We start from the raw sequence: 22,144 nt of genomic DNA on the forward strand, positions 1-22,144 counted from the left end.
CCGGGCCGGAGGTGTGGTTGATGCGTGGCACAGAGATGGCGAGCCCGCGAGCACGTGGCCTGGGTGCGGCGTTGCGGGATGCCCGGATCGAGGCCCGGTTCGGACTGCGGGAGCTGGCGCGGCGGATCGGGGTGAACCCGGCGTTGTTGTCGAACTGGGAACTCGGGCAGCGGGTCCCGACCCCGGAGGAGGTGTCGAACGTGCTCGGCGCGCTCGGCGTGACCGGGGAGCGAAAAGCCTGGATCATGCTGCTGGCTCACGGCGTGACGGGCCCGAGCTGGTCCTCGGTGGGGTCGCAGGCGGACCCGGCGCACTACACGATGTTGACCGCGCACGAGCGGGTCGCGAGGTCGGTGACGGTGTGGGCTCCGCTGCTGATCCCGGATCTGTTGCAGGTCCCGGACTACGCGCGGCTCGTCTTCGGCCCGGATTTGCGGGACAAGGAGAAGCTGGACCAGGTCGTGGAGAGCCGCATGGACCGCAACCGGATCTTGTTCGGCGCGGGCGCGGTGAAGGCGCAGATGTTCATCGCGTCGGAGGCGCTGCGGAACCATTTCGGCGACGCGGAGGTGATGCTGCGGCAGACCAGGTTCCTCAAGGACTTGATCGGGTTGTCGCGGACGATGACGATTCGGCTGGCTCCGAGTCAGGCGGTGACGGAGGAGGCGTTCAGCCGGTATGCGCTGAAGGACACCTCGGAGGTCGTGTACTGCCCGCATCGCGCCATGGGCGTGTTCCTGGTCGGCAATGAAGCGGCCTCGTACACGGTGACGATCGAGCGGCTTTCGGCGACCGCGTTGTCCCCGGCGGAATCGCAGGCGCGGCTGTCGGTCGTGGTCGACCAGCTCCTGAAAGAGGTGAAGGCGCAGCGGCGGGCGACTGACGCCGGGCTGAACCGGCTCCTGACCGGCGAGGAACCCGAAGACTAGCCGCAAAACCTCAGCGAGTACTGAAAAAAGCGCACGGCGTCGTGTGCTGTGTTCAACGCGCTCATTTGCGCTTGGAATTGTTCCGTATAAACGCAGAACCGGCCTCTGGCTGCCAACCTTCACCGGTTCTGCGCTGTCCACTGGGAAGTGAACAATGACGAACATAACCGGTTCTGGACGGCGTGCGTCAACGGGGGTCACCCGGATGCGTTGCGCCGCATGCAAAAAGTTCACTCGCCTCGTTCGGGGCGAGACGAAGTGCGCGGCATGTCAAGGGATGCTGCCGCTTGACCTCACCGCGGCTGAGGGTGGTGAGCGCCGATGAACGCGGCGGTGGTGATCGCTGTCGGCGCGGGTGTCGCGGTGGTGTTGTGGGTGCTGGCGAAGCTGGGTCGCGCGTTGGCGTCCGTTGTGGAAACACTTGCGGCGGTGGCGTTCCTGGGTTTCGCGTTCTGGACGGTGGCGCGGGCGGTCGGCTGGCTGGTGCGGCAGATCGTGACCCGCTGGCGCTCGTGTCTCGCGTTGATCGTGATCGTGGCGTGGTTGCGGTGGTGGGGCTGGCTGTCGCTGACGGTCGTGCTCGTCACGCTGGCGCTGATCGCGGTGGTCTGGCACCAGCTCGACGTGGTGGGGTTCGACCGGTGGTGCGGACGCTGGCTGCGAGCGTGGTGGCTGCGCTGGGCGGTCTACGGGCGGAAGCTGCCGGATTGGCTGCACGCCTGCGGCCTGACCGTCCGCGACGAAGCCATTCCGGTGGACGTGACGGTCAACCTGGTGTCGCGGCGGCGGAAACGGCAAACCATCACCAAGGCGCGGCAGACGTCCGGTGTCGCGGTGCCCGCGCTGGTGCGGGTGCGGTCGGGGGCCTCGTGGGACGAGGTCCGGGTGCGGCTGGTGCCGGAGCAGAAGCCGGAGGATTTCGACGAGGCGGCGCGGGCGTTGGCGACGGCGCGGAAGGTGTCGCGGGTGCAGGTGCGCGAGATCGCGCCGGATGTGGTGTCGCTGGACTTCATGCGCCGTGACCTGCTCGCCACCCCGGTGCAATGCCGGCCGCTGCCTGGGCTGGAACCGGCCGGGGTGAACCTGCGCGCGGTGTATGCGGGGACGACGGAGTACGGGACGCCGTGGCGGCTCCCGTTGACCGGGGCAGGCGCGCACATCCTCGTCGCGGGTGCCAGCGGTGCGGGGAAGAACTCGGTGATGTGGTGTCCGCTGGTGTCGGCCGCGTCGGCGATCCGTTCCGGGCTGGTGCGGGTGTCGGGGGTGGACCCGAAGGGGATGGAACTGGCCTACGGGCGCGGGATCTTCGCCCGCTACGCCGTGTCCGGCAAGGACACCCTCGAACTCTTGGAAGGCCTGCGGGACGAGCTGGAACGCCGCAAGCGGGAGTTCGCGGGGAACACCCGGGATGTGCCGTTGTCGCAAGAGTTTCCGTTGGAGTTGCTGGAGTTCGACGAGATCGGCGCGTTGACCCGCTACACCGACCGCAAGTCCCGTGAGGCGATCGTGGAACACGTCGCGGTGCTCAACACGCAGGGGCGGGCGTTGGGGGTGTCGGTCCGCGGCTACGTGCAGGAGCCGACCAAGGACACGGTGCCGGTGCGGGAGCTGTTCACCCGCCGCGTGTGCCTGCGCGTCACCTCCAAGACGCATGTCGGGATGGTGCTCGGCGACGGCGCGTACGAGCGAGGGGCGTGGGCCAACCGGATTCCCGAGACCATGCCCGGCACGGGCTACGTGTGGGGCGAAGGCATCCGCGAACCCCTGCGGGTCCGTGCGGGCTGGGTCTCCGACGACACCGTGAAGGCGCTGGAGCAGTACGTCACCAACGGCGGCACCCACCACCTCGACCCCGCGCAGGCCGAGGAAAGGAGGGCGGCGTGAACCGGCTCATGATCTTCCTCGACACCATCCGAGACCGCCTCGACCTGCATGAGCTTCCGCCGGTCGCCTCACTGGACGTCTCCGCGTGGTCGAGGCCGATTACGGTGCAGCTGGACGTCGACGGCCTGGCCGAGGTCGCGCGGGCGCTGCTGACGTGGGCGAACACCCTCGATGACGTCACCGCGACGTTGTGGCGGATCGCTGCGGGCGGCTGGGTGCACATCGGGATCGTCGGCCGGACGCCGTGCGGAATCCCGGTGCGCGTCTACGGAGCGGTGGTGTTCGCCCCGAGCGTGTTCCCGGATCTCCCGGCCGGAGACAAGCAGCCGATGCCGGTGCAGATGCTGCGCGGATGGGCGTCGCGAGGGGAGGCGGCGGCCTGATGGGCGAGACACGAGCCGAACGGATGCGCGCGCCGCTGGCCGACGACGTCATCAAAGCGACGGCGGAGAAACATGGCGTGTGCGTGCGGCCGTTCACGATGGAAGTCGGCGACCAGGACACCGGCGCGATTCGATACGTGCCGGTGCCGTGCGGGTCCACAGTGGAATCGGTGTGCCTGCCGTGCGCGCGGAAAGCCAAGGCGCTGCGGCAAGTCCAGTGCCGCGAAGGCTGGCACATGACCGAAGAACCCGACCTCACGCCCGCCGAGCCGACCGAGGACCAGACGGAACTGTTGGCCTACCGGGCTGATCTCGTCGCTTCCTACCGCGAGGTCGCCGACACCGATCCAGCCGAAGCGGAAGAGTTGCGGGACGAGATCCGTGGCGTGGACGAAGAACTTCGGCAACTCGGCGTCCGGGGCCGTCTCCCGTCGGTCGACCCGCCGACGAAGAAGCCGGTGAAGCGGTCGACCAGGCGGCGGCAGGACGCGCCGAACCTCCCTCGGCGGAAGGTCGCCAAGACCACCGTGGGCAGGGAGTATGCGGGGCGGTTCCGGCCGTCGATGTTCGTCACGCTGACCTGCGACACCTACGGCCCGGTCCGCGGTGACGGCTCCCCGGTCAACCCCGCTGCCTACGACTACCGGCGGGCGGCGCGGGACGCGGTGCACTTCTCCGCGCTGGTGGACCGGTGGTGGCAGAACCTGCGCCGGGTCGTCGGGTGGGACGTGCAGTACTTCGCCACGGTCGAGCCGCAGAAGCGGACCGCCCCGCACCTGCACACAGCCATCCGGGGAACGATTCCGCACGAGGTCATCCGGCAGGTCACCGAAGCCACCTACCACCAGGTCTGGTGGCCCAATCACGACCAGATCGTCTACACCGACCGGCTCCCGAGCTGGGACGGGCCGGAGCGGGGATTTGTCGACCCCGACACCCGCCAACCGCTGCTCACCTGGGACGACGCGTTGGACCAGGTCGAGGAACCCGCGCACGTGGTGACCTTCGGCCGCCAGGTCCACTCCAAGGGAATCCTCGGCGGCACCGAAGACGCCGGCCGCCACATCGGCTACCTGACCAAGTACCTGACCAAGTCCACCGGCGAAGTGGTCGAGGCCGACACCCCGGCGCTGGCCGACCACCACGACCGGCTCCACGCCGAACTGGCCATCACACCTTGTTCGCCCCGGTGCGCGGTGTGGCTGCTCTACGGGATTCAGCCCAAGGGAGCCAACGGAAAGACCACCCCGGGCCACTGCAAAGGCCGGGCACATCGGCGGACCACCCTCGGCCTGCCCGGTCGTCGGGTGCTGGTGTCGCGGAAGTGGTCGGGCAAGACGCTGGTGGACCACAAGGCCGACCGTAAGGCGTTCGTCCTGGACGCGTTGGCCGCTGTCGGGATCGAGAAATCGCAACCCGATCCGGCGCGGCTCGTCTGGCGCAAGGTCGACGCCGCAGACCCGCACGTGCCGCCGAGACCGCACCTGGTGATGCACGCGATCGCCGAACGCATCGCCTGGAAGGCCGAATACGACCGAGCGCTACTCGCCGCCAGCCCGCCGGAAACTTCGGCAACTCAGCTCGCGGCTTGATCGGGAAGGGGGAAACTGATGGACAACTACGTGGGATTCAGTCGCTTGTGGACGGTTGAGGATGTCTCGGAGTTCCTCGGCGTCCCGGTCTCGACGCTGTACCAGTGGCGCACCAAGGGTTACGGCCCTGCCGGTCGGAGGGTCGGCAAGTACATCCGTTACCGGCCGGAGGACGTCAGTTCGTGGGTCGACCAGCTGTCGGACGAGGTGGCGTGATGCCTCGCCCGCAGCTGGAGATCGGGACGTACGGCGAGATCCGTTATTCGGCAATTCCGACCGGCTATCGCGCTCGTGCTCTGTTCCGTGACTTCGACGGCAAGACGCGCGAGGTCGAGCGGTCGGGGAAGACGAAAGGCAAAGCAGCGCAACGGCTTCGGGACACATTCCGCGACTGGACCGGGTCGACCACGGGCGAGATCACCCGGGAGACCAAGTTGAAGGATCTCGCTGACGTGTGGATGGAACAGATCCGCAAGGACGTCAGAGAGGGCACCAAGTCGCCGACGACGGCCACCACGTACGAGTCCATCCTGACGCGTCACGTGACGCCGGGTGTGGGGGAGTTGCGGGTGCGCGAGGCGACGGTGATGCGCCTGGATCGGTTCCTCGGCACCCTCCAGACGACGGTCGGGCCTTCGACGGCGAAGACCGCGAGGACTGCGCTGTCGGGGATGCTCGGCCTCGCTGCCCGATACGACGCGGTCGACAGCAATCCGACGCGGGACACCCGGCGCATCCCGAAGAGCAAGAAGAAGCCGCGCGCCCTGGACGCGGAAGAGCGCACGAAGTGGCTGGCCCGGGTCGAGGCCAACGAGAAGGCACGGCGCTGGGACCTGCCGGACCTGTCGCGCTTCATGATGGCGGCGGGCGTCCGGGTCGGTGAGGCGCTGGCCACCTACTGGGAAGACATCGACTTCGTAGCTGGAACGGTCGACGTCACGCACACGGTCGTCCGGGTCAAGGGCGAAGGGCTTCTCCGGAAGCCTCGGCCGAAGACGGAGTCCAGCCTGCGTGCGCTTCCGCTGCCGTCCTGGGCGTTGGCGCTGTTGAAGCGGCGGTGGGCTGAGGCGCGGAAGGACGGTCGGCCGCTGGCAAGCCCGGTGTTCGCCAGCACGGTCGGCGGACTGCGGGACCCGAACAACGTCCTGCGGGTCATCCGGGAGATCCGCGGTGGCGATGAGTTCATCTGGCTGACGTCGCACAACTTCCGGAAGACGACGGCGACCGCGCTGGACGACGCGGGCATCCCGACCAGGCTGATCGCGGACCATCTCGGCCACTCCCGGGTGTCGATGACGCAGGACAACTACCTGGAGCGGAAGGCCGTCGACCCGGTCACGGCGTTGGCACTGGAAGGGCTGCTGGATAACGAAGTGCACGATGCCTAGGCATGGAATCTGCTGGAAAAGCTACGTGTACCCCGATGTAACTGATTCGGGCGCACGAGCGACCTAGAAGCAGTAGTACTGAACTGGGAGCGACGAGGCGGCAAGTTCAACGAACGCATCGGTCGATGCACGGACTTAACCACTCTCCGCCAGCTAGCCAAGGAGGATGAGTGGCAACTCAACAACAATTCGATAACCATGCTGTGTGGGCAGTCCTTGGTGAGGTTCGTGACGTTATTGAGCGGGACGATGCGGTGCTCCAGCAGGCAGGGACGCATCCGGTAGTTGATCAAATTCGATACCTGACGACTGCCGCATTAGCTCACCAGGGTGTCTCGGATCCTGCACCGTATTCAATTGCGGCAATGTCCAACCTTCAGAGCTACACGTCTCAGATGATGATGGAGTTGAGGAATTTCTCAAGTTCTAGAAATCCGGGGCACCTGGATAATGCAGCAACGCATGTTGACAACGCTTTAAACGCACTTGCTTCCTGGCCGGTCTCGATTGTCAGGGGTGGAGCCGCCACGCTGGCGCATCAAGCTTTCAGGGAATATCGCGAGTCAGCCGCTTCGGCGATAGCCGAGCTTGAGCGACAGTTGGAAGAACGAGCTGGTCAGATTCGCACAGTCAATTCTGAGCTGGAAAGTACGCGGGCTGATCTAGTTGGCAAGCTCGAAGGACTGAAGAGCTTGACCGCGCAACTAGAGGATCGGATCGCAGGGGACGAGGGCAGGTTAAATGCGGCGCTTGTAAGCAACAATGAGACATTCCTCGCATCGCAGCAGAGACACCAATAGTCGATTGAATCGTGGCTGGAGCAGCAAGCTGAATCGCTTGGCGAGAAAACTGAGCCGTATATGAACATTCTTTCTAGCAATAAAGCGGATGCTGAAGTTCTATTGCTTAATATAAGGCAGCTCCATGCATCTGTTGAGAAGACGTCAAGCAAGGCTGCTGCTGCAATTTTGGCGAAAGACTACGGGTCTTATTCGACGCGTGAGTGGGTATCGGGTGTAGTCGCCTACGTTGCTGGCTTCGGTGCGCTTCTGTGGCTGGCTGTATATTTGGTAAATACAATCGCTGCTATCTCTTCAAATTTCTCGCCGACGTGGCAATATGTAGCACTTAAGTTAGGGTTAACCGTGACCGCTGCGGTGGCCGCTGGGGTCGCATTTCAGTTCGGGTCTAATGCTTTGTCGCGTGCTGGTACGAATAAGAGAGTTCAGCTGGAACTCGGCACGATTGGAACTTTCTTGTCTGATGTGGGGGATGAAGACAAGGTTGAGAAGGCGAAGTTGGACTTCGTGGACAGGACATTCGGGCGAGCGTGGGAGCCTGCAAGCAAGAGGGATGCTGAGAAGGCTTCTGATAACGGATTCAACTTCACGGTGCCAGCTGACAAGTTGGTCGACATGATCAGTAAGTTCAAGGCGTAGTCGCACGGACTGCGGCCGCACGAGGTTGCGAATGCAACATCGCCGGTCTTGGCCGCGAATCCCGTGGCGGTCACGTAGTAATTACTGAGGGTGACGGGCTGTAGCTGCAGCGAGGGATGCGGTGCTGGTGGGCGGGCATCCCTCGCCGGATAACCGGTCGAGGCCGTAAACCGGGGATAAACCGGGGAGCTGATCTTGCTCGGTCTCGCCCGGATAGCCGCTGACCTGGGATTTTGGTGGGCCGCCTGGGGCTCGAACCCAGAACCTACGGATTAAAAGTCCGCAGATATCGAGTTCTCGTGCATGCTTCGTTGGGTCGAGCGGTCAGGCCGGTGGAGAAATGTGCTCCACGTAGAGCGGCGTCGCGGCCATCAGCGTGGTCGTGTCGGTGGGGATCACGGCAGTCACCCGTGCGTACCCCGCTACCCAGCCGGCGGTGTAGTGAGGCTGCAGCTCGTCGGTCAGCTCGTTCAGGAACCGCGCGACCTTTGTGACGAACATTTTGCCAGGGTCCTGGAGTTCGCTGTCTTTGTCATCTGCTCGTCTGAGCGTTGAACGGACGAGACCCGGCCACCAGGAGTAAGGCTCGCTCACCACTTCCTGTGGCACTGCGGCTGGCGCGACGTGCCCGACGAGGTGCCGGATCGAGCCGTGCAGGAGCAGGCGCAGCCCGCCGCCGCTCGGGTACGAGTCGTCCGGTTGATCAGTGTCGAGGAAGACCACCGCGCCGAGCGCGGTCCCGAAGCTCATCGGAGCCTCGAACTGCACCCACTGTCCGGCGCGGACTCCCGGCTCGGTCTCGCGAGCGGACTTGCCGATTTTGATTCCCGCGAACGGCGTGTTCACCTCCGCCTCCACGTCTCGCAAGAGGGACTGCTTCGGAAACCGGGGGCCAGCTGCCGAAGCTTCGCCTGCGAGACGTAGATCAGCTCGCGCATCTGTTCATTCTGCCCGGGCCGTGGAAGGCAGGCAAACACCTGAGCAGGGCCGCGACGGCGGAGAGGTCTTCCTCGGGCTTCGCCCACCGCGGTCGCGGTGCTTGCCCTGAAGCCCGGAATGTTCGGAACTTTTTCGGAAGCGAGTGTCTCCAAACGCCCTTTCCCCCGGAGTTAGCCGGTGACCGGATCTACCGCCGGGCACCCGCCGGCGGCTCCTGCGGAGGAGGGCTACTCATGATTCAGCGCGCGCAGTCCCCGGACAGCGGTCCCGGCCGTCGGACGGACGTGCCTGTTGCGGACTCGTCGCGGCGGTGTCCGCGTCCCCCGTCTCCGGAGACCGCCGGTGCTTGTTGCTCGGTTCGGTCTGGCGACGAGCGGGGGATGCTCTGGCGAGAGGGCGAGGCAGCGGGCGACGCTCGGGATGAGGAGGTCTGGCCGGACCAGTTGGTGTACACGCCGAAGCAATCGGCGCGGAGGTTGACCGTCCCCGAGTCGTGGCTGCGTCGCGAAGCCGGGGAACGCAAGATCCCGTGCACTTTCCTGGGGAAGCACCTGCGGTTCTCGGAAGCAGACCTCCACGCGATCGTGGTTCAGCACGCCACCGCTCCGGTGACGCACCGGAAAGCCCGTCGGTGACGCCGACGGCGCCCGGACTCGACAGGTTGTGAAGTTTCTCTTTCCTGCACGAGGTTTCTGCGCGCAGATGCTGGCTCTCTGTCCACAACGGAGCGTTGATGAGCATCCGCAGATTCTGCGGATCGTCGTTACCCCCACACTACTGCGAAAGAGTTCACGATGGCCTGGTACGAGCAGACCGGAGACGGGAGTTTCCGGGTCCGTTACCGCGACGGGGACGGAGTCCGGTCCATCCCCGGCTTCCCCGACGAGACCGCGGCGAAGAACTACATCTCCGACATGGACACCGACCGCCGCCGCGGCACGTGGACCGACCCGACGAGCGGGCAGACGCTGCTCGGCGAGTGGGCGATGCCGACCTGGATCGACTCCCTCGACGTCGACCAGCGCACCGAGGAGAACTACCGCAGCTTCCTGCGCGTCCACATCCTTCCCCGGTGGGGTGCCACCCCGCTGGACGAGATCACGAATTCCAAAGCACGGGCATGGGAGAAAACGTTGCGCATCAAAGGCTTGGCCCGCAGCACGGTCACCAGCATCATGAAGTGCTTCTCCCTGCTGCTGTCCGACGCCGTCGACGAGACCCTGATCGACGCCAACCCCATTCGCGCACGGCGGCGCGGGCGACGACGCCGTACCGAACCCCGGCGGCAGCAGGTCTGGGCCGAACCCGCGGACGTGCTCGCGATCGCCGACCAGATCGCGCTCCTCTACGGGATCGCCGGAGCGGTCCTGGTCGTCACCGCCGCGTGGACCGGCATGCGCTGGGGAGAACTCGTCGGGCTGCAACGCCACAATCTCATTCTCGGCGACACGACCGGGAAAATCATCGTCGATCCCGACTTCGGCGCGCTCCACGAACCCGGCTCCGGCCCGATGTACCTGGGCCCGCCCAAGACCGACGCGTCCGTGCGCGAGGTCACGCTCCCGCCGTTCCTCGTCGCGCTGCTGCGGTGGTTCCTGACCACCCACGAGCACCCGCATGTGTTCGTCACGCCGCAGGGAGAACTGCACCGGCGCAGCAACTTCGCCCGCCGCGCGTTCCGGCCCGCCGCCGACGGCAACGCCCGCGTCGCCAACCCCAAGATGCGGCTGCGGGCGATCAAGACGGCTTTGAAGTTCCACGGGCTGCGCCACAGCCACAAGACCTGGCTCATCGACGACGGCATCCCCGAAATCGCGCAAGCGCTGCGCCTCGGCCACGTCCTAGAGGACAAAGTCCAAGAGACCTACTCCCACGTCGCTGCGGCCGTCGAATGCCGACTCCTCGAAGCCCTCCAGGTCCGATGGGAAAAGGCCGTCGCCGGGAGCACGACGCCGTCCGACGACTGCACATGGCGAGCTGCGGCTGCCTAGGATTCTCCATTCCCGGAACAAGAATCAGGCTGTTCCGTGGCTCGCCCCGCCGTACTTTTGTACACCTGCCGATGAGTCCCGGAAGCTTCCCGTAGAACACGGATGAATGCAGTAGATGGGTGGCTGGATATCCGGTCTGAGCTCCGGCAGGCAGTTTCGATGCCCTGGATCATCCACGTTCAGGGGGACTCGACGAGGCTGGCAGTCCTTCTGCGCGGGCACCATCTGCGATGGGCGCTGAACGCTGGGTGGTATTGGCTGCGCCAGCACGACACAAAGTGTGATGTCGCCCGGCTCGCTCCTCCGGGTTCTCAAACTCTGCTCCTGCTTGGCTGGCGGCCACTTGCTGACTGGACCGTCTGGAGCTGGCTGACCTGCAACTCGGGCTCCGGAAGGCTCTGTCCGCGCACCCGCTGCATCCGCGAGCGACACAGATGCCAAAAAGGCAAAACGCCCAAAATTATCATATGTACTTCATTGGTGCTATTTGCCGTTGTTGAGACAATCGAAGCGGTTGGGAATTAACGGACGGCGCGGATTGAGGCTAATGGCGTATTGGCAATAGCAGGACTTTCGTGAAGCCTTTGGAAGATAATTGAGTGCGGCCGGGTGGGCTGTTTGGGGAGGGCAAGTTCGCGATGGACGTTCGGTTGCGCCGCGGGCGCATGCGCATTCGGCTGAGACAGTTACTGCGGACTGGCATCGTGATGCTGGTAGTGCTGCTTGGGGTGGCAACGCTGGAAACGCTTGCTTCACCGACTCAAGCTGCGGCAGCGCAACGGGCGCATCCGGTGGATCCTCGTCAGGTCCCGTTGCTGCCCAGTTCATCGCCAGTCCCCCAGTCCGTGGCCCCGGCCAAGCCGGACGGCGACTTCGCGCCGTTCGCCTCGGCAGCGGGCGGTACGCGGGCACACTTCGATCCACAGCGTTCGCGGCTCGTCTCGCGCTCGATGTTCACCGATACGTACGCGAACCCGGACGGGACGCAAACTCTCCGGCAGTCGTCGGATCCGCTGAATGTGCAGGACGCCGAGGGTAAGTGGCTCCCGGTCGACACGAACCTCGGGCAGGCTCCCGGCTCTGGCCGCACGCAGGCGAAGGCGCACCCGCTGCACCCGTCCTTCGCGGCCAACGCGGGCGATCCCGCTCTCCTGTCTGTGTCTGCCGGCGATACGACTGCATCTTTGGGAATGGTCGGAGCCGCGGCGAGCGCCGAAAAGGCAGACCGCAATCGCGCGTCTTTCGCCGCGGTGGCCCCCGACACCGACCTGGCCTACGAGGTGACAGCGGGCTCAGTGAAGGAGACGATTCTCCTGAACAGGCCCAGTGGCGCATCGTTTTGGAAGTTTCGATTGAGCACCAAGGGTCTCACTCCCGTCGCCGACAAGTCCGGCGCCGTCGTGCTGAAGGACGCGGCCGGTGCGGTACGCATGTACCTGCCCCCTGTCGAAGCGTGGGACTCCGCAGGCAACAGCACGACCGGACCGGCATCGACCGGCGGAACCTACGGTGTGGCTCAGGACGGCAACGGCTGGGCTCTCACCGTCAGCGTGGACCCGGCGTGGCTGCATGACGCCAAGCGGGTATTCCCAGTCCGAGTCGACCCGACGGTGACGTTCGGCGAAGTAGAGGAACACGCCTACAAATCCGACGGTTATGCCTGCGACTACTGCGGACTGCGGGTAGGCAACAGCCGAGACAACAATGCGGACACATACTGGCGAAGCGCTTTCAACGTCAACTACAGCTCGTTGTTCGGCAAGAACGTCGTCAACGCCCGCCTCGACCTCAACCGCAACACCGACCTGACCGGCTCGGTGAAAACATGGAACACCGACCTGTACCAAGCCTCGGGGTTCAACTTCGGCGGGGTCGGCGGCTACATGGCCAGCGGACTCGTAGGCGATGTCGGAAGCATGCAAGGCGGCGGACTGACCGGATTTCTGCAACAGCGCGTCGCTGCCCGCGACGGCTCGGGTTTCTTTATGCTGGTCGGTGCGGAAAATCCTGGCACGTGGACTTACAAACACCTCGGCGCGACACTGACCGTCGACACCGGGACCGCGCCGTCCGCCGCTCCGCTCGTCGCGCCGACGGACAACAGTGTCATCACGACGTTGACCCCGACGCTGCAAGTCGGGCCGTCCTCGGACTCGGACGGCGATGCGGTGAGCTACTGCTTCAAGGTCGCCACCGGGGCGGACGCCAAGTCCGGGGTTGTCGTGGATTCCGGGTGCCTGAAATCGCCGCAGTGGACAGTACCGGCAGGCGTGCTGCAGGACGGCGTCACCTACACCTGGCAAGCTTCCGCCTATTCCGGCATCACGACAACTGCTCCGTCGTGGATCGGGCACTTCAAGGTCGATCTGAGGATCGGCGATCACGGCCCGTCTCCCGAGGACGCGCTCGGCCCGGTGTCGGTCAACCTCGCGAACGGAAATCTCACGACTGCGCACGCATCGCCGTCGTTCACCACGGTCGGCGGCAACGCCGGGGTGACGCTGACCTACAACTCCCAGCAACAAGACCCGACCGGCTTGCGGGCATCGTACTTCGACGACCTGTCGCACAACGGACTGATCAATCCCGCACAGCAGCCGGTACTGGTGCGCACCGAGCCTCAGGTGAACGTCGACTGGGGCACCGCATCGCCGTTCCCACCCGCATTGGGAACTGACTGGTTCGTAGTGCGGTGGGAAGGCTATTTCCAGGCACCGGCCAACGGCACCTACCAGTTCGCCGGCATGCACGACGACGGTGCCACCATCTGGATCAACGGGAACCAAGTCTACACCGCCGATTCACTCAGCGACGTCAACTGGACGCAGTCGGCCGGCGTCGCGCTGACTGCCGGGCAACGGGTGCCGATCAAGGTCGAACTCTACGAGAAAACCTCACAGGCGCACATGAAGCTGTTCGTGCGGACGTCCGACGGCAGCACGGTGCCGAGCCAAATCGTGCCCTCATCGTGGCTGTACACGAGCGACGTTCCGGCGCTGCCTCAGGGCTGGACGCTGTCCGCGGATCTGGACGGCTCAGGCGGCAGTTACGCGAAGGCACAAGTCATCGATCAAGCGGTGGTGCTGACCGATGCGACCGGAGCCAAGCACACCTGGGTGAAGAAGTCCGCTGGCGGCTACACGCCCCCACCAGGCGAGGACGGCGTTCTCGGGCTGGACACGACCGGCCGGGTCACATTGACGGACGGCGCTGACGTGTTTGTCTTCAACGCCGACGGCAGCTTGGCCACTCAGTCCGCTACGGTCGATTCGCGCAAACCCGCGGCGTTGCAAAACGTTTACAGCGGTTCTCCGCTGCGCCTCTCTCAGATCAAAGATCCGGTGTCGGGGCGTTCCCACGTCCTGCATTACAACCGGGCCGGGGACGACTGCTACGGCGGCACGCAACCTCCTCCCGGAGCGGACCCCGTGGCCCCCTCTCAGATGCTCTGCCGCATCACGTACTGGGACGGCACCGAGACCCGCTTGTGGTACGGGCAGGGACGGCTGTCGGAAGTCGAGGAACCCGGCTCTGCCGTCACCGCCTATCTTTACGACAGCGGTGGGCGAGTCACGGGAGTGCTCAGCCCGCAGGCCATGGACTGGATCGCCGCAGATCCCTCCAACCGCAACACGATCGACGCCTACACGACAGCTTCGTATGCAGGACAGAACGGGCGCGTCCAGGCCACCGGTGTGACCGCCCCGGCACCTGCGCCAGGTGCGGCCAAGCCAGCACGCGCCTACCGCTATGACCCGCCCAACCGGCAGACTTTCGTCGACGTCGCGGGATTGAATCCGGCGACCGGGTACTTCTCGAAGGTGACCTACGACGATGCCGACCGACTGCTCTCCACGACGGACGCCACCGGCAAAGTCTCCTCTCAAACCTGGAGCGTCAAAGACCAGCTGCTGACGTCGACGGATACGGCAGGACGAGAGTCCACGACCGTCTACGACTACGCCGACCGAAAAGTCGACGGGTACGGGCCCGCGCCGACATCCTGCTTCACCGGGCAACAGCCCACCTCGGCCTGCGCGAACACACTGCCGCACAGCCACACCACCTACGACCAGAACCTGACCGGACTGGCCACCCAATGGTGGAGCAACGAAACCCTGACCGGCGCCCCCGCTTCCTACACCACCGGCACCGGCAATGCCGACGGCTCGATCAACCACTCATGGAACGACGCCGCACCCACAGCAGGGATTCCCTCAGACCACTTCTCGCTGCGCGCCACCGGCGAGATCATGTTCCCCGCAGCCGGCGACTACGTCCTGAAGACGCTCACCGACGACGGGGTGCGGCTTTGGATCGACGATCAGCTCGTCATCGACGATTGGCACGTCCAAGCCGCCACCTGGACCTCCGCCACAGTTCACTCGAACGCGCCCGGAGAAATCCACCGCATCCGTCTCGAATACTACGAAGCGACGCTCGCAGCCCAGCTCGAACTCGACTGGATCCCGCCTGGCGGCACCCAACAAGTCGTACCCGGGACCCAGCTGCGCCCCCGTTATGGCCTGGCCACGTCGACCCTCGACAGCGAATCGAACGGGGTTCCAGACAAGGCCACCGCCACCAGCTTCGGCGGCCCAGGCCTCGACACGACATACGGACTCGCGACCGGTCAATCCGCAGATCCGGCCGGCCTGAACCTGACCAGCCACAACGGCTACGAAACGGTCGGCACCGGATACCTGCGACGGACCAGCAAAACAAAGCCCACCGGCGCCCAGAACAACTACTCCTACTACGGAGACACTGAAACCCGAGCCAACCCGTGCGCCACCGGCAGCCCCGCCGTCAACCAAGGCGGCCTGCCGAAACTGACCACTACCACCGCACCCGCGACAGGAACCGCCCGCACCGACGAACAGGTTTACGACCCGTCCGGCCGGATAGTCGCCAAAGCAACCTCAGGCGACTGGACATGCACGACCTATGACGCACGAGACCGCGTCACCCAGGTCACCTACCCGAACAACGCCTCGACCGGGGCACGCACCGTGACCACCAACTACGCCGTCAACGGCGATCCCTTGACCACCTCGGTCACCGACACCACCGGCACAATCACGACCACCGTCGACCTTCTCGGCCGGGTAGTCGCCTACACCGACACCCACGGCACCAAAACCACCACCGCCTACGACCAGGCAGGAAGAACCGTCACCAAGACAGTCGCATTCGCCTACGCAGTCGACGGCACCACGACCTTCAGCTACGCCTACGACGACGCCAGCAGGCCGCTCACCGTGAAGAAGGACAACCAAACGCTCGCGACCAGCAGCTACGACAACGCTGGCGAACTCGCCAGCGTCGCCTACGCCAACGGCACCACGCTGAGCGCGATCGGCAAAAACGCCGCAGGCGAAACGACTAACCTCGCCTGGAACACCAGCGACCATCACCAGATCAACTCGACCGTCAGCCGCACCCGGGCAGGCACCATCATCGACGAATCGCTCGGAGGCACCGACCCCAACCCGGCCGGCAACAACTACTCCTACGACGCGGCCGGCCGCCTCGCAGAGGCGTACGTGACCGGCCACCACTACACCTACGACTTCACATCCGCCGCGGCCAGCAGCTGCCCGACGGGAACCCAAGCCAACGCAGGGCTCAACACCAACCGCATGCGGCTCCTGGACCAAACCAGCGGCGGCACCGCCGTCACCAACTACTGCTACGACGCAGCCGACCGCCTTCTCGCTGTTCAAGGCGCGACCGCAGTCACCGCTGTCGACTACGACTCCCACGGCAACACGACCTCTTACACCAGCGGCGACACCACCACCAGGCTCGGCTTCGACACCGCCGACCGCAACATTCTCGCCACCAGTACCAGCGGCACAGATCCAGCCAAGAATGCCGACATCTCCTACACCCGAGACGCTACCGATCGCATCGCCCGCCGCGACGCCCGCACCGGCGACACCGTCGGCACCGTCCTGTACGGCTACACCGGAAGCGGCGACTCCTCAACTGTCACCTACGACGGGAACAAACGGCTCAACTCGGTCACTGTCCCGCTGCCGGGTGGAGTACTGCAGACCACGCAGAATGCCACACCTGCCTGGGACTATCCGTCAGTTCGGGGAGACCTTGTCTTCACCGCGACCAACGCAGGCGTGCAGCAAGGCGACTTGCGGACCTACGATCCGTTCGGCGAGCCGCTCACGCCCGCTGGCGCAGCCGACCCGCAGAACGTCCCAGACAACTCGCCTGGAAAGATGGACTACGGCTGGCTGGGACAACACGAACGCTCCTACGAACACGCTGGCGCTCTTGCCCTCGTTCAGATGGGAGCCCGGGTCTACAGCCCGCTCCTCGGACGATTCCTTCAAATGGATCCGGTGGAAGGCGGCAGCGCCAACGATTACGACTACACCTCCGGCGACCCTGTCAACGCCACCGACCTCGACGGCACGAGGGCACATCGGCGCTACCACCGCCGGACCTACCACCGGTCCCATCGCCGGACCTACCGTCGAGCAGCGTCTCACCGGAGCTACCACCGGCACGCGAGCCGAGCCCGCGCGCATTTCGTCGTCGTGCGCCACAGCAGCCATTTCCGCGGAGGTGGCGGTGGAGCCGCAGGGGGCGGCGGCTGCAACGGGTGGACTCAGTACGGTCCAGGATGCACGCCCCGGTCCGTCAACTGGGACCACGTCGGTCGAGATGCTGGAATCGGTGCGGCGATCGGCGCATTCATAGGCGGAGTCGGCGGATGTATCGCTGGACTTGTCGGTGGTCCGTTAGGATGCGTCGCCGGCGGTGCGAGCGGAGGCGGGTTCGGCGGTGCCCTAGGCGGAGGGCTCGGCGGATTCTTTGGGTTCTTCTTTGACAGATGAATCGAGCAAGCGGGTCTTAGTGGCAAGAGAGAGAAGCGTGACCATGCGTGAGGGCAGCGGAAAGAACCCCGTTCTGCCGGGCGGGTGGATGTACAAGCTGGTGCGTACCCCCGGGTGGATCGGGTGCGTGGTGTTCATCGTCGTAGTATCGATGTTTCGCCCCATCGCTGAACTGATTGTTCAGGCGGCAGACTCCACAGCCGATGCGCCGCACGTCTACCCGTGGGGCCTCGTGGCCGCGCTCGTCGCCAGTGTGACGAGCGCGGCAGTCCTGGCACACGTCCGGCGCAGAAAGCGGCGGACAGAGCCGCGGTAGCGACCTCCCGGAAGACCGTCGCGGCTGGATTTCACGAAATGGCAGGGGTCGGCTGCTGCGGTCGGTGCACCATCCCGAAACGTTGCTACCGGGAAGGCAAAGGCTCGGACGATTTTGAGTGAAGGCCTTCGCCGCCGGTGCGATTGCGGCCACTGCGAAGCCGGGGTGAAAGGGCACACTCACAGTCCGCAGACCAGCCCGACTCCCGGCGCGAGGGCACCGGCCGCGTCACGGTCCCTACCGGGCTGGCTCGCCTCGCACGTCGTTCGCGCTACTAGCGCGCCGATCATCCGCTACCCACGCCTCGTGTCGAGCATTCCTCCTCATACCGATATCGGAGTCCAGGTCGCTACTCGACGACACTCCCTTTCTCTGCGAAAACAAATGCCGTGCGGTGTCGCCCGATTGATAGTCCGGCAGACGCAGCGACTACGTTCGCATCAAACTCGCAGCTCGACCCCACCTGACACTGGTAGGCAGAACATCTGAGGTGAGGTTTCCCCGGGGATCGGTCGCAGGGTTCATGCTGCGTGGGTAATCACGTGGACTGTAGGTTGGTGCGAGTTTTCTTTTCCTGCGGTGCGTGGTCGCCGAGTGTGGAGTGCAGTCGTTCGTGGTTGTGGTAGGCGGAAACGGCTTGACGGATGGGCTTCGCAGGCGTGGCTGCTGTGCTGCACCGGATTTCAGTTGTAGGCGACTTGGGTGGTTCCGTTGGCGCTGTACCAGGTGATGGTTCCGTGTTGGAAGTTGTTGCGGCGGCCGCCGGTGACGGCGTACTCGTCGCTGGTGGGGTAGCCGAGTCGGCCCTTCTCCCAGCCGAGGTCGGCCCATTTCTGCCGGATGGCTCCGTGGATGGATTGTGCGCCGGTGGCGGGGGTCCAGTAGATGGAGGCGCCTTGCGCGCCGTTGAAGTGGTTGTAGAGACCGACTCCGTCGGGCGTGGCGGACTGGTCGGTGGCGGGGTAGCCGAGCCCGCGTTCCCAGCCGAGGTCGGCCCATTTCTGCCGGATTGGTCCGCGGATGGACTGTGCGCCGGTGGCGGCGGTCCAGTAGACCGAAGCCGTGTTGGTGAAGTGGTTGTAGCGGCCGGTTCCGTCGGGTGTGACGGTTTCGTCGGTGGTGGGGTAGCCCAGTCCGCGTTCCCAGCCCAGTGCGGCCCATTTGTCCCGGATGGCTCCGTGGAGCGATCGTGCGCCGGTGGTCGAGGTCCAGTAGATCGAGGCCGTGTTGGTGAAGTGGTTGTAGCTTCCGCTGTTGTCGGGGGTGAGGGTTTCGTCGGTGGTGGGCAGGCCGAGGAATCCGGTGGGGCCGCCGAGTTCCTGGTAGTGCTGGGCGATCGCGCCGTGGACTGCGTAGGCGCCGGTCGGCGGGTTGTAGCCGATGACGCCGTACTGGTAGTTCTGCGCCCAGCCGCCGGCGGCCGGGTATCGGTTGCCGGTCGGCGTGCCGAGGTAGGAGGCGGGGCCGCCGAGGGCGTTGTAGTGCTCGGTGATCTTGTCCGGTTCGGTGCCGGAGGCGAGCGTCTGCAGGTCGGTGAGGCTGCCGTTGAAGACGTCTTGGTCGCCGGGGAAGGTGCCGGAGGTCGCGGTCTGGGCGAAGGTGTAGTCGGTCCAGCTGGCGGGCATGGTGATGGTGCTGGCGATCCACAGTGGATCGTGGGCGAAGCTCGGGTTGTTGCCGGTGCAGTGGTTCCACCAGCCGTTGGTGGTGTAGATGCCCGGCCACCGGTTGGTGCGGTCGTGGACGGTGGTGGTGAAGTCGGTGATCCAGGCGGAGATCTGGGCTGGGGTCATGTGGTAGCACCAGCCTGCCCAGTCCGCGGTGCTGTAGGGGTTGTACTCGATGTCCAGCACGGGCGGGAGGGTTTTGCCGTCGGCGACCCAGCCGCCGCCATGGCTGAGGAAGAACTGCGCCTGCGCCGCGCCGGTCGAGGTGTCAGGCAGGCCGAAGTGGTAGGCGCCGCGCAGGATCCCGGCGTTCGCGGAGCCGGCGTAGTTGGCGGCGAACTGCGGGTCGGTGTAGGTGGTGCTCTCGGTGGCTTTCATGTACGCGAACTTCGCGCCCTTGGCCGCCGCCGTGCCCCAGTCCACTGTGCCCTGGTAGTGGGACACGTCCATGCCCGGCGTCGTCACGCCCGCGGCCATGGCAGTGCGCGGGGTTGCTTTCGGCGTTGCGGCAGCCTCCCTGCCGATCGTGGACCCCAGGTAGTCAGAGCCCGGATGCGCCGGTGCGCTCGCGGTGCTGGGGCTCGGAGCCGTCGAGTTGCCGGACGCCGCGGCTGGTGTCCCGGCCAGTGCACAGGTGAGCAAGACAGCGACCGCACCTGCGCTCACCGCACCACGAATCCATCCCACCGCAACCTCCACCCGGTATTTCGTTCACACCGCTATCGCCGGAATCCCGGAAGCGTTACCGGAGAGAACCCGGAAATCACCCGCGCCACGGGGAAAACCGACAAGCGGTCATCTTTCGCTTCGTCGGCTCGGTCTGCGGCGGTCCAGGAGCCTCAGCGGCGGTCACTGGGGAGCGGCGGATTCGTGCAGACGGTAGAAGCGGCCGCCGAGTACCGCGTAGACGGTGACCGGTCCGGAACCGGGGCGCGCGGCGGCTTGCCAGGCGTTGCCGTCGGGGATGCCGGGGGCGGGGGAGGGCAGGCCGGTGATGCCTCCGCCGGTGACGATGCTGGCGGAGTCGGTGACGAGGACGCAGTCGGGGTGCAGGTCGGTCCATCCGGTGATGAGCGCACCGCCGACGGGCTTCCGGGAGGTGATGACCCCGCGGGCGGCGGGGAGGTCGGTGGCGGTGGCGGGGTTGATGGTGGTGCCGAGTTCGGGGCCGTGGCAGCCGAGGGTGAAGCGGGGGTTGAAGGGGTAGGTGCCGAGGGCTTTCGCGGCGGGGATGACGTGGGGTTGGATGTGGAGTTGGTCGAGGACGCTGGTGGCTTCGGTGCGCAGGGCGATGGGGGCGAGGGCGAGCGGGGCGTAGCCGCGGCGGGTGAGGCCGGCCTTGGCGCCGCCGATGGCGTGGGTGGTCAGGGAGATCGCGCAGATCCCGACGACGACGGCGGTGAGAGACCACTGTGGACGGACCAGTGTCGCCAGGACCAGGAGTGCGGTGAGCGCGAGGGTGCTGACGATGGCGTAGCGGCTGATCAGGCCAATGTTCCCGCCGGGGGCGAGGCTGCTGGTGCGGCCGAGGGCGACGAGCACGGCGAGAGCGGCGGAGTATCCGGCGATGCCGATCCACCCGGCGGCGCGCGGGTCGTGTTTCACAGTCACAGTGCAGGCGGTGAGGAGCGCGACGGTGAGGGCTCCGGCGAGGACGGCGGTGACGGCGTGGTCGCCGGACCAGAGGCTGCCGAGCGCGGCTGCGGCGACGGAGAGGCGGCCGTCGGGGTCGAGCGCGGTGGTGGCCAGCGATTGGGCGCCGCTGGGTTTGGTGAGCAGCCAGCCTGCCAGGACGATGGCTCCGGCGGCGGCCATGGCGATGGTTTTGGCGCGGCTTTCGTGGCGGAGCAGGAAGATCGCGGCGACGACGAAGAACGCGGGGAGTCCGGCGCCGAAGCTGAGGCTGGCGAGCAGCGCGGCTGCCGCGGCGGTCCACAGGTGACCGCGGTGGGCTTGGGAGGCGGCGAGGACGGTGAAGAAGACTGCGGGGATCCAGCTGATGCCGTTGGTGCCTTGCAGCCAGATCTCGGCCAGGTGCGAGGTGAACAGCAGCCACGACATCCCGGCGGCCAGAGCTGCTTTCCGTTGCGGGGAAAGAGAACTCGGCAGCATCGAGTACAGGCAGGCGAGGATCCCGGCGACGAGGGCGACGGTGAGGACGGTGAGGACGCGGTTGTCGCCGCCGAACCATGCGGCGTCGGCGTAGAACAGCAGCGAGGGGATGACGAAGGGCTGGTCGAGGTGGTAGGTGAACACTTGGTCCAGCACGAGGTGCCCGCGGTCGTCGGTGATTTTCGCCAGGACGTGCCAGTAGTCGAGCAGGACGTGCGCGCGGGGGGCGCGCAGGGCGGTCCACAACGCCAGCGCGGCGGGGACGGCGGCGAACGCGGCCAGCGCGACGACCCCGGCGCGGAGTCTTCGGACAGCGGGCAGCGCGGCGGCGGGGGAAGCGAGCGCGGTCAAGGTCTCTCCTGGAGAAGTGATTGTCACCCGGTCGGCGGCTTGCCGGAGATGTCCGCCGTATGCGGCGGAGTTTTGCGGCGTGACCTGCTGCTTCTACCGCGTCCAGGGAGGTTTGGACAAGAGTGTTGTTGCTCTCTGCCCGGGATGTAACGACAGGATACGGATGAAGCGATGACTGATTCGCAGACCGGAGGAACGAGATCTTCCGGGTGTCCCGGCCAGCGGGTATGAGCGCTTCCGGCCGGTGTTGTGCGGCGCTGTCGGCGCCGTGCTTTCGGGTTGGCGCGAGCTGG

The 22,144-nt window shown here is 65.8% G+C and carries 15 protein-coding genes; 12 read left to right on the forward strand and 3 right to left on the reverse strand.

Annotation, left to right across the window (positions count from 1 at the left end; all coding sequences use genetic code 11):
* Positions 1 to 20: 20 nt before the first annotated feature.
* The 8 genes from F9C12_RS34795 (at position 21) to F9C12_RS34830 (ending at position 7,615) form a co-directional block, all read left to right on the forward strand.
* A complete protein-coding gene (locus tag F9C12_RS34795) occupies positions 21 to 929 on the forward strand; it encodes a helix-turn-helix domain-containing protein (protein ID WP_409463253.1) in 909 nt (302 codons plus the stop codon).
* A 321-nt stretch (positions 930 to 1,250) separates the two neighbouring features.
* A complete protein-coding gene (locus F9C12_RS34800) occupies positions 1,251 to 2,813 on the forward strand; it encodes an FtsK/SpoIIIE domain-containing protein (protein ID WP_409463254.1) in 1,563 nt (520 codons plus the stop codon).
* Positions 2,810 to 3,196: a hypothetical protein gene (locus F9C12_RS34805; protein ID WP_409463255.1), complete on the forward strand. Its 387-nt coding sequence runs from the start codon at positions 2,810 to 2,812 to the stop codon at positions 3,194 to 3,196. The genes F9C12_RS34800 and F9C12_RS34805 overlap by 4 nt, the downstream gene beginning before the upstream one ends.
* The gene (locus F9C12_RS34810; RefSeq protein ID WP_409463256.1) at positions 3,196 to 4,788 is read left to right on the forward strand and encodes a replication initiator; all 1,593 of its coding nucleotides are present in this window, start codon (positions 3,196 to 3,198) and stop codon (positions 4,786 to 4,788) included. The genes F9C12_RS34805 and F9C12_RS34810 overlap by 1 nt, the downstream gene beginning before the upstream one ends.
* An 18-nt stretch (positions 4,789 to 4,806) precedes the next feature.
* On the forward strand, positions 4,807 to 5,004 hold the full coding sequence (locus F9C12_RS34815) for a helix-turn-helix transcriptional regulator (RefSeq protein ID WP_409463257.1): 198 nt from the start codon (positions 4,807 to 4,809) through the stop codon (positions 5,002 to 5,004).
* Positions 5,004 to 6,176, forward strand: a complete 1,173-nt coding sequence (locus F9C12_RS34820) for a tyrosine-type recombinase/integrase (protein WP_409463258.1) — start codon at positions 5,004 to 5,006, stop codon at positions 6,174 to 6,176. The genes F9C12_RS34815 and F9C12_RS34820 overlap by 1 nt, the downstream gene beginning before the upstream one ends.
* A 170-nt stretch (positions 6,177 to 6,346) precedes the next feature.
* On the forward strand, positions 6,347 to 6,976 hold the full coding sequence (locus F9C12_RS34825; protein WP_409463259.1) for a hypothetical protein: 630 nt from the start codon (positions 6,347 to 6,349) through the stop codon (positions 6,974 to 6,976).
* Positions 6,977 to 7,036: 60 nt separating this feature from the next.
* Positions 7,037 to 7,615, forward strand: a complete 579-nt coding sequence (locus tag F9C12_RS34830) for a hypothetical protein (RefSeq protein WP_409463260.1) — start codon at positions 7,037 to 7,039, stop codon at positions 7,613 to 7,615.
* 324 nt (positions 7,616 to 7,939) lie between these two features.
* Here F9C12_RS34830 and F9C12_RS34835 read toward each other — a convergent pair whose 3' ends face one another.
* Positions 7,940 to 8,473 (reverse strand): SAVMC3_10250 family protein, encoded by a 534-nt coding sequence (locus F9C12_RS34835; protein ID WP_409467123.1) that lies wholly within the window; start codon positions 8,471 to 8,473, stop codon positions 7,940 to 7,942.
* A gap of 461 nt (positions 8,474 to 8,934) precedes the next feature.
* On the opposite strand from F9C12_RS34835, the gene F9C12_RS34840 reads away from it, so the two are divergent.
* The 4 genes from F9C12_RS34840 (at position 8,935) to F9C12_RS34855 (ending at position 17,721) form a co-directional block, all read left to right on the forward strand.
* On the forward strand, positions 8,935 to 9,189 hold the full coding sequence (locus F9C12_RS34840) for a helix-turn-helix domain-containing protein (protein ID WP_409463261.1): 255 nt from the start codon (positions 8,935 to 8,937) through the stop codon (positions 9,187 to 9,189).
* A gap of 159 nt (positions 9,190 to 9,348) precedes the next feature.
* A complete protein-coding gene (locus tag F9C12_RS34845; RefSeq protein ID WP_409463262.1) occupies positions 9,349 to 10,545 on the forward strand; it encodes a tyrosine-type recombinase/integrase in 1,197 nt (398 codons plus the stop codon).
* 707 nt (positions 10,546 to 11,252) lie between these two features.
* Entirely contained in the window at positions 11,253 to 17,405 is a 6,153-nt protein-coding gene (locus tag F9C12_RS34850) for a PA14 domain-containing protein (RefSeq protein WP_409467124.1), read from the forward strand.
* 37 nt (positions 17,406 to 17,442) lie between these two features.
* Positions 17,443 to 17,721 (forward strand): hypothetical protein, encoded by a 279-nt coding sequence (locus F9C12_RS34855; RefSeq protein ID WP_409463263.1) that lies wholly within the window; start codon positions 17,443 to 17,445, stop codon positions 17,719 to 17,721.
* 683 nt (positions 17,722 to 18,404) lie between these two features.
* Here the strand turns inward: F9C12_RS34855 and F9C12_RS34860 are convergent.
* Together F9C12_RS34860 and F9C12_RS34865 are read right to left on the reverse strand one after the other, a co-directional pair.
* The gene (locus F9C12_RS34860) at positions 18,405 to 19,865 is read right to left on the reverse strand and encodes a GH25 family lysozyme (protein ID WP_409463264.1); all 1,461 of its coding nucleotides are present in this window, start codon (positions 19,863 to 19,865) and stop codon (positions 18,405 to 18,407) included.
* 372 nt (positions 19,866 to 20,237) lie between these two features.
* The gene (locus tag F9C12_RS34865) at positions 20,238 to 21,851 is read right to left on the reverse strand and encodes a DUF2079 domain-containing protein (protein ID WP_409463265.1); all 1,614 of its coding nucleotides are present in this window, start codon (positions 21,849 to 21,851) and stop codon (positions 20,238 to 20,240) included.
* Between the last annotated feature and the right edge of the window lie 293 nt (positions 21,852 to 22,144).

It is taken from the genome of Amycolatopsis sp. GA6-003 (assembly GCF_046267895.1).
Lineage (GTDB): Bacteria > Actinomycetota > Actinomycetes > Mycobacteriales > Pseudonocardiaceae > Amycolatopsis.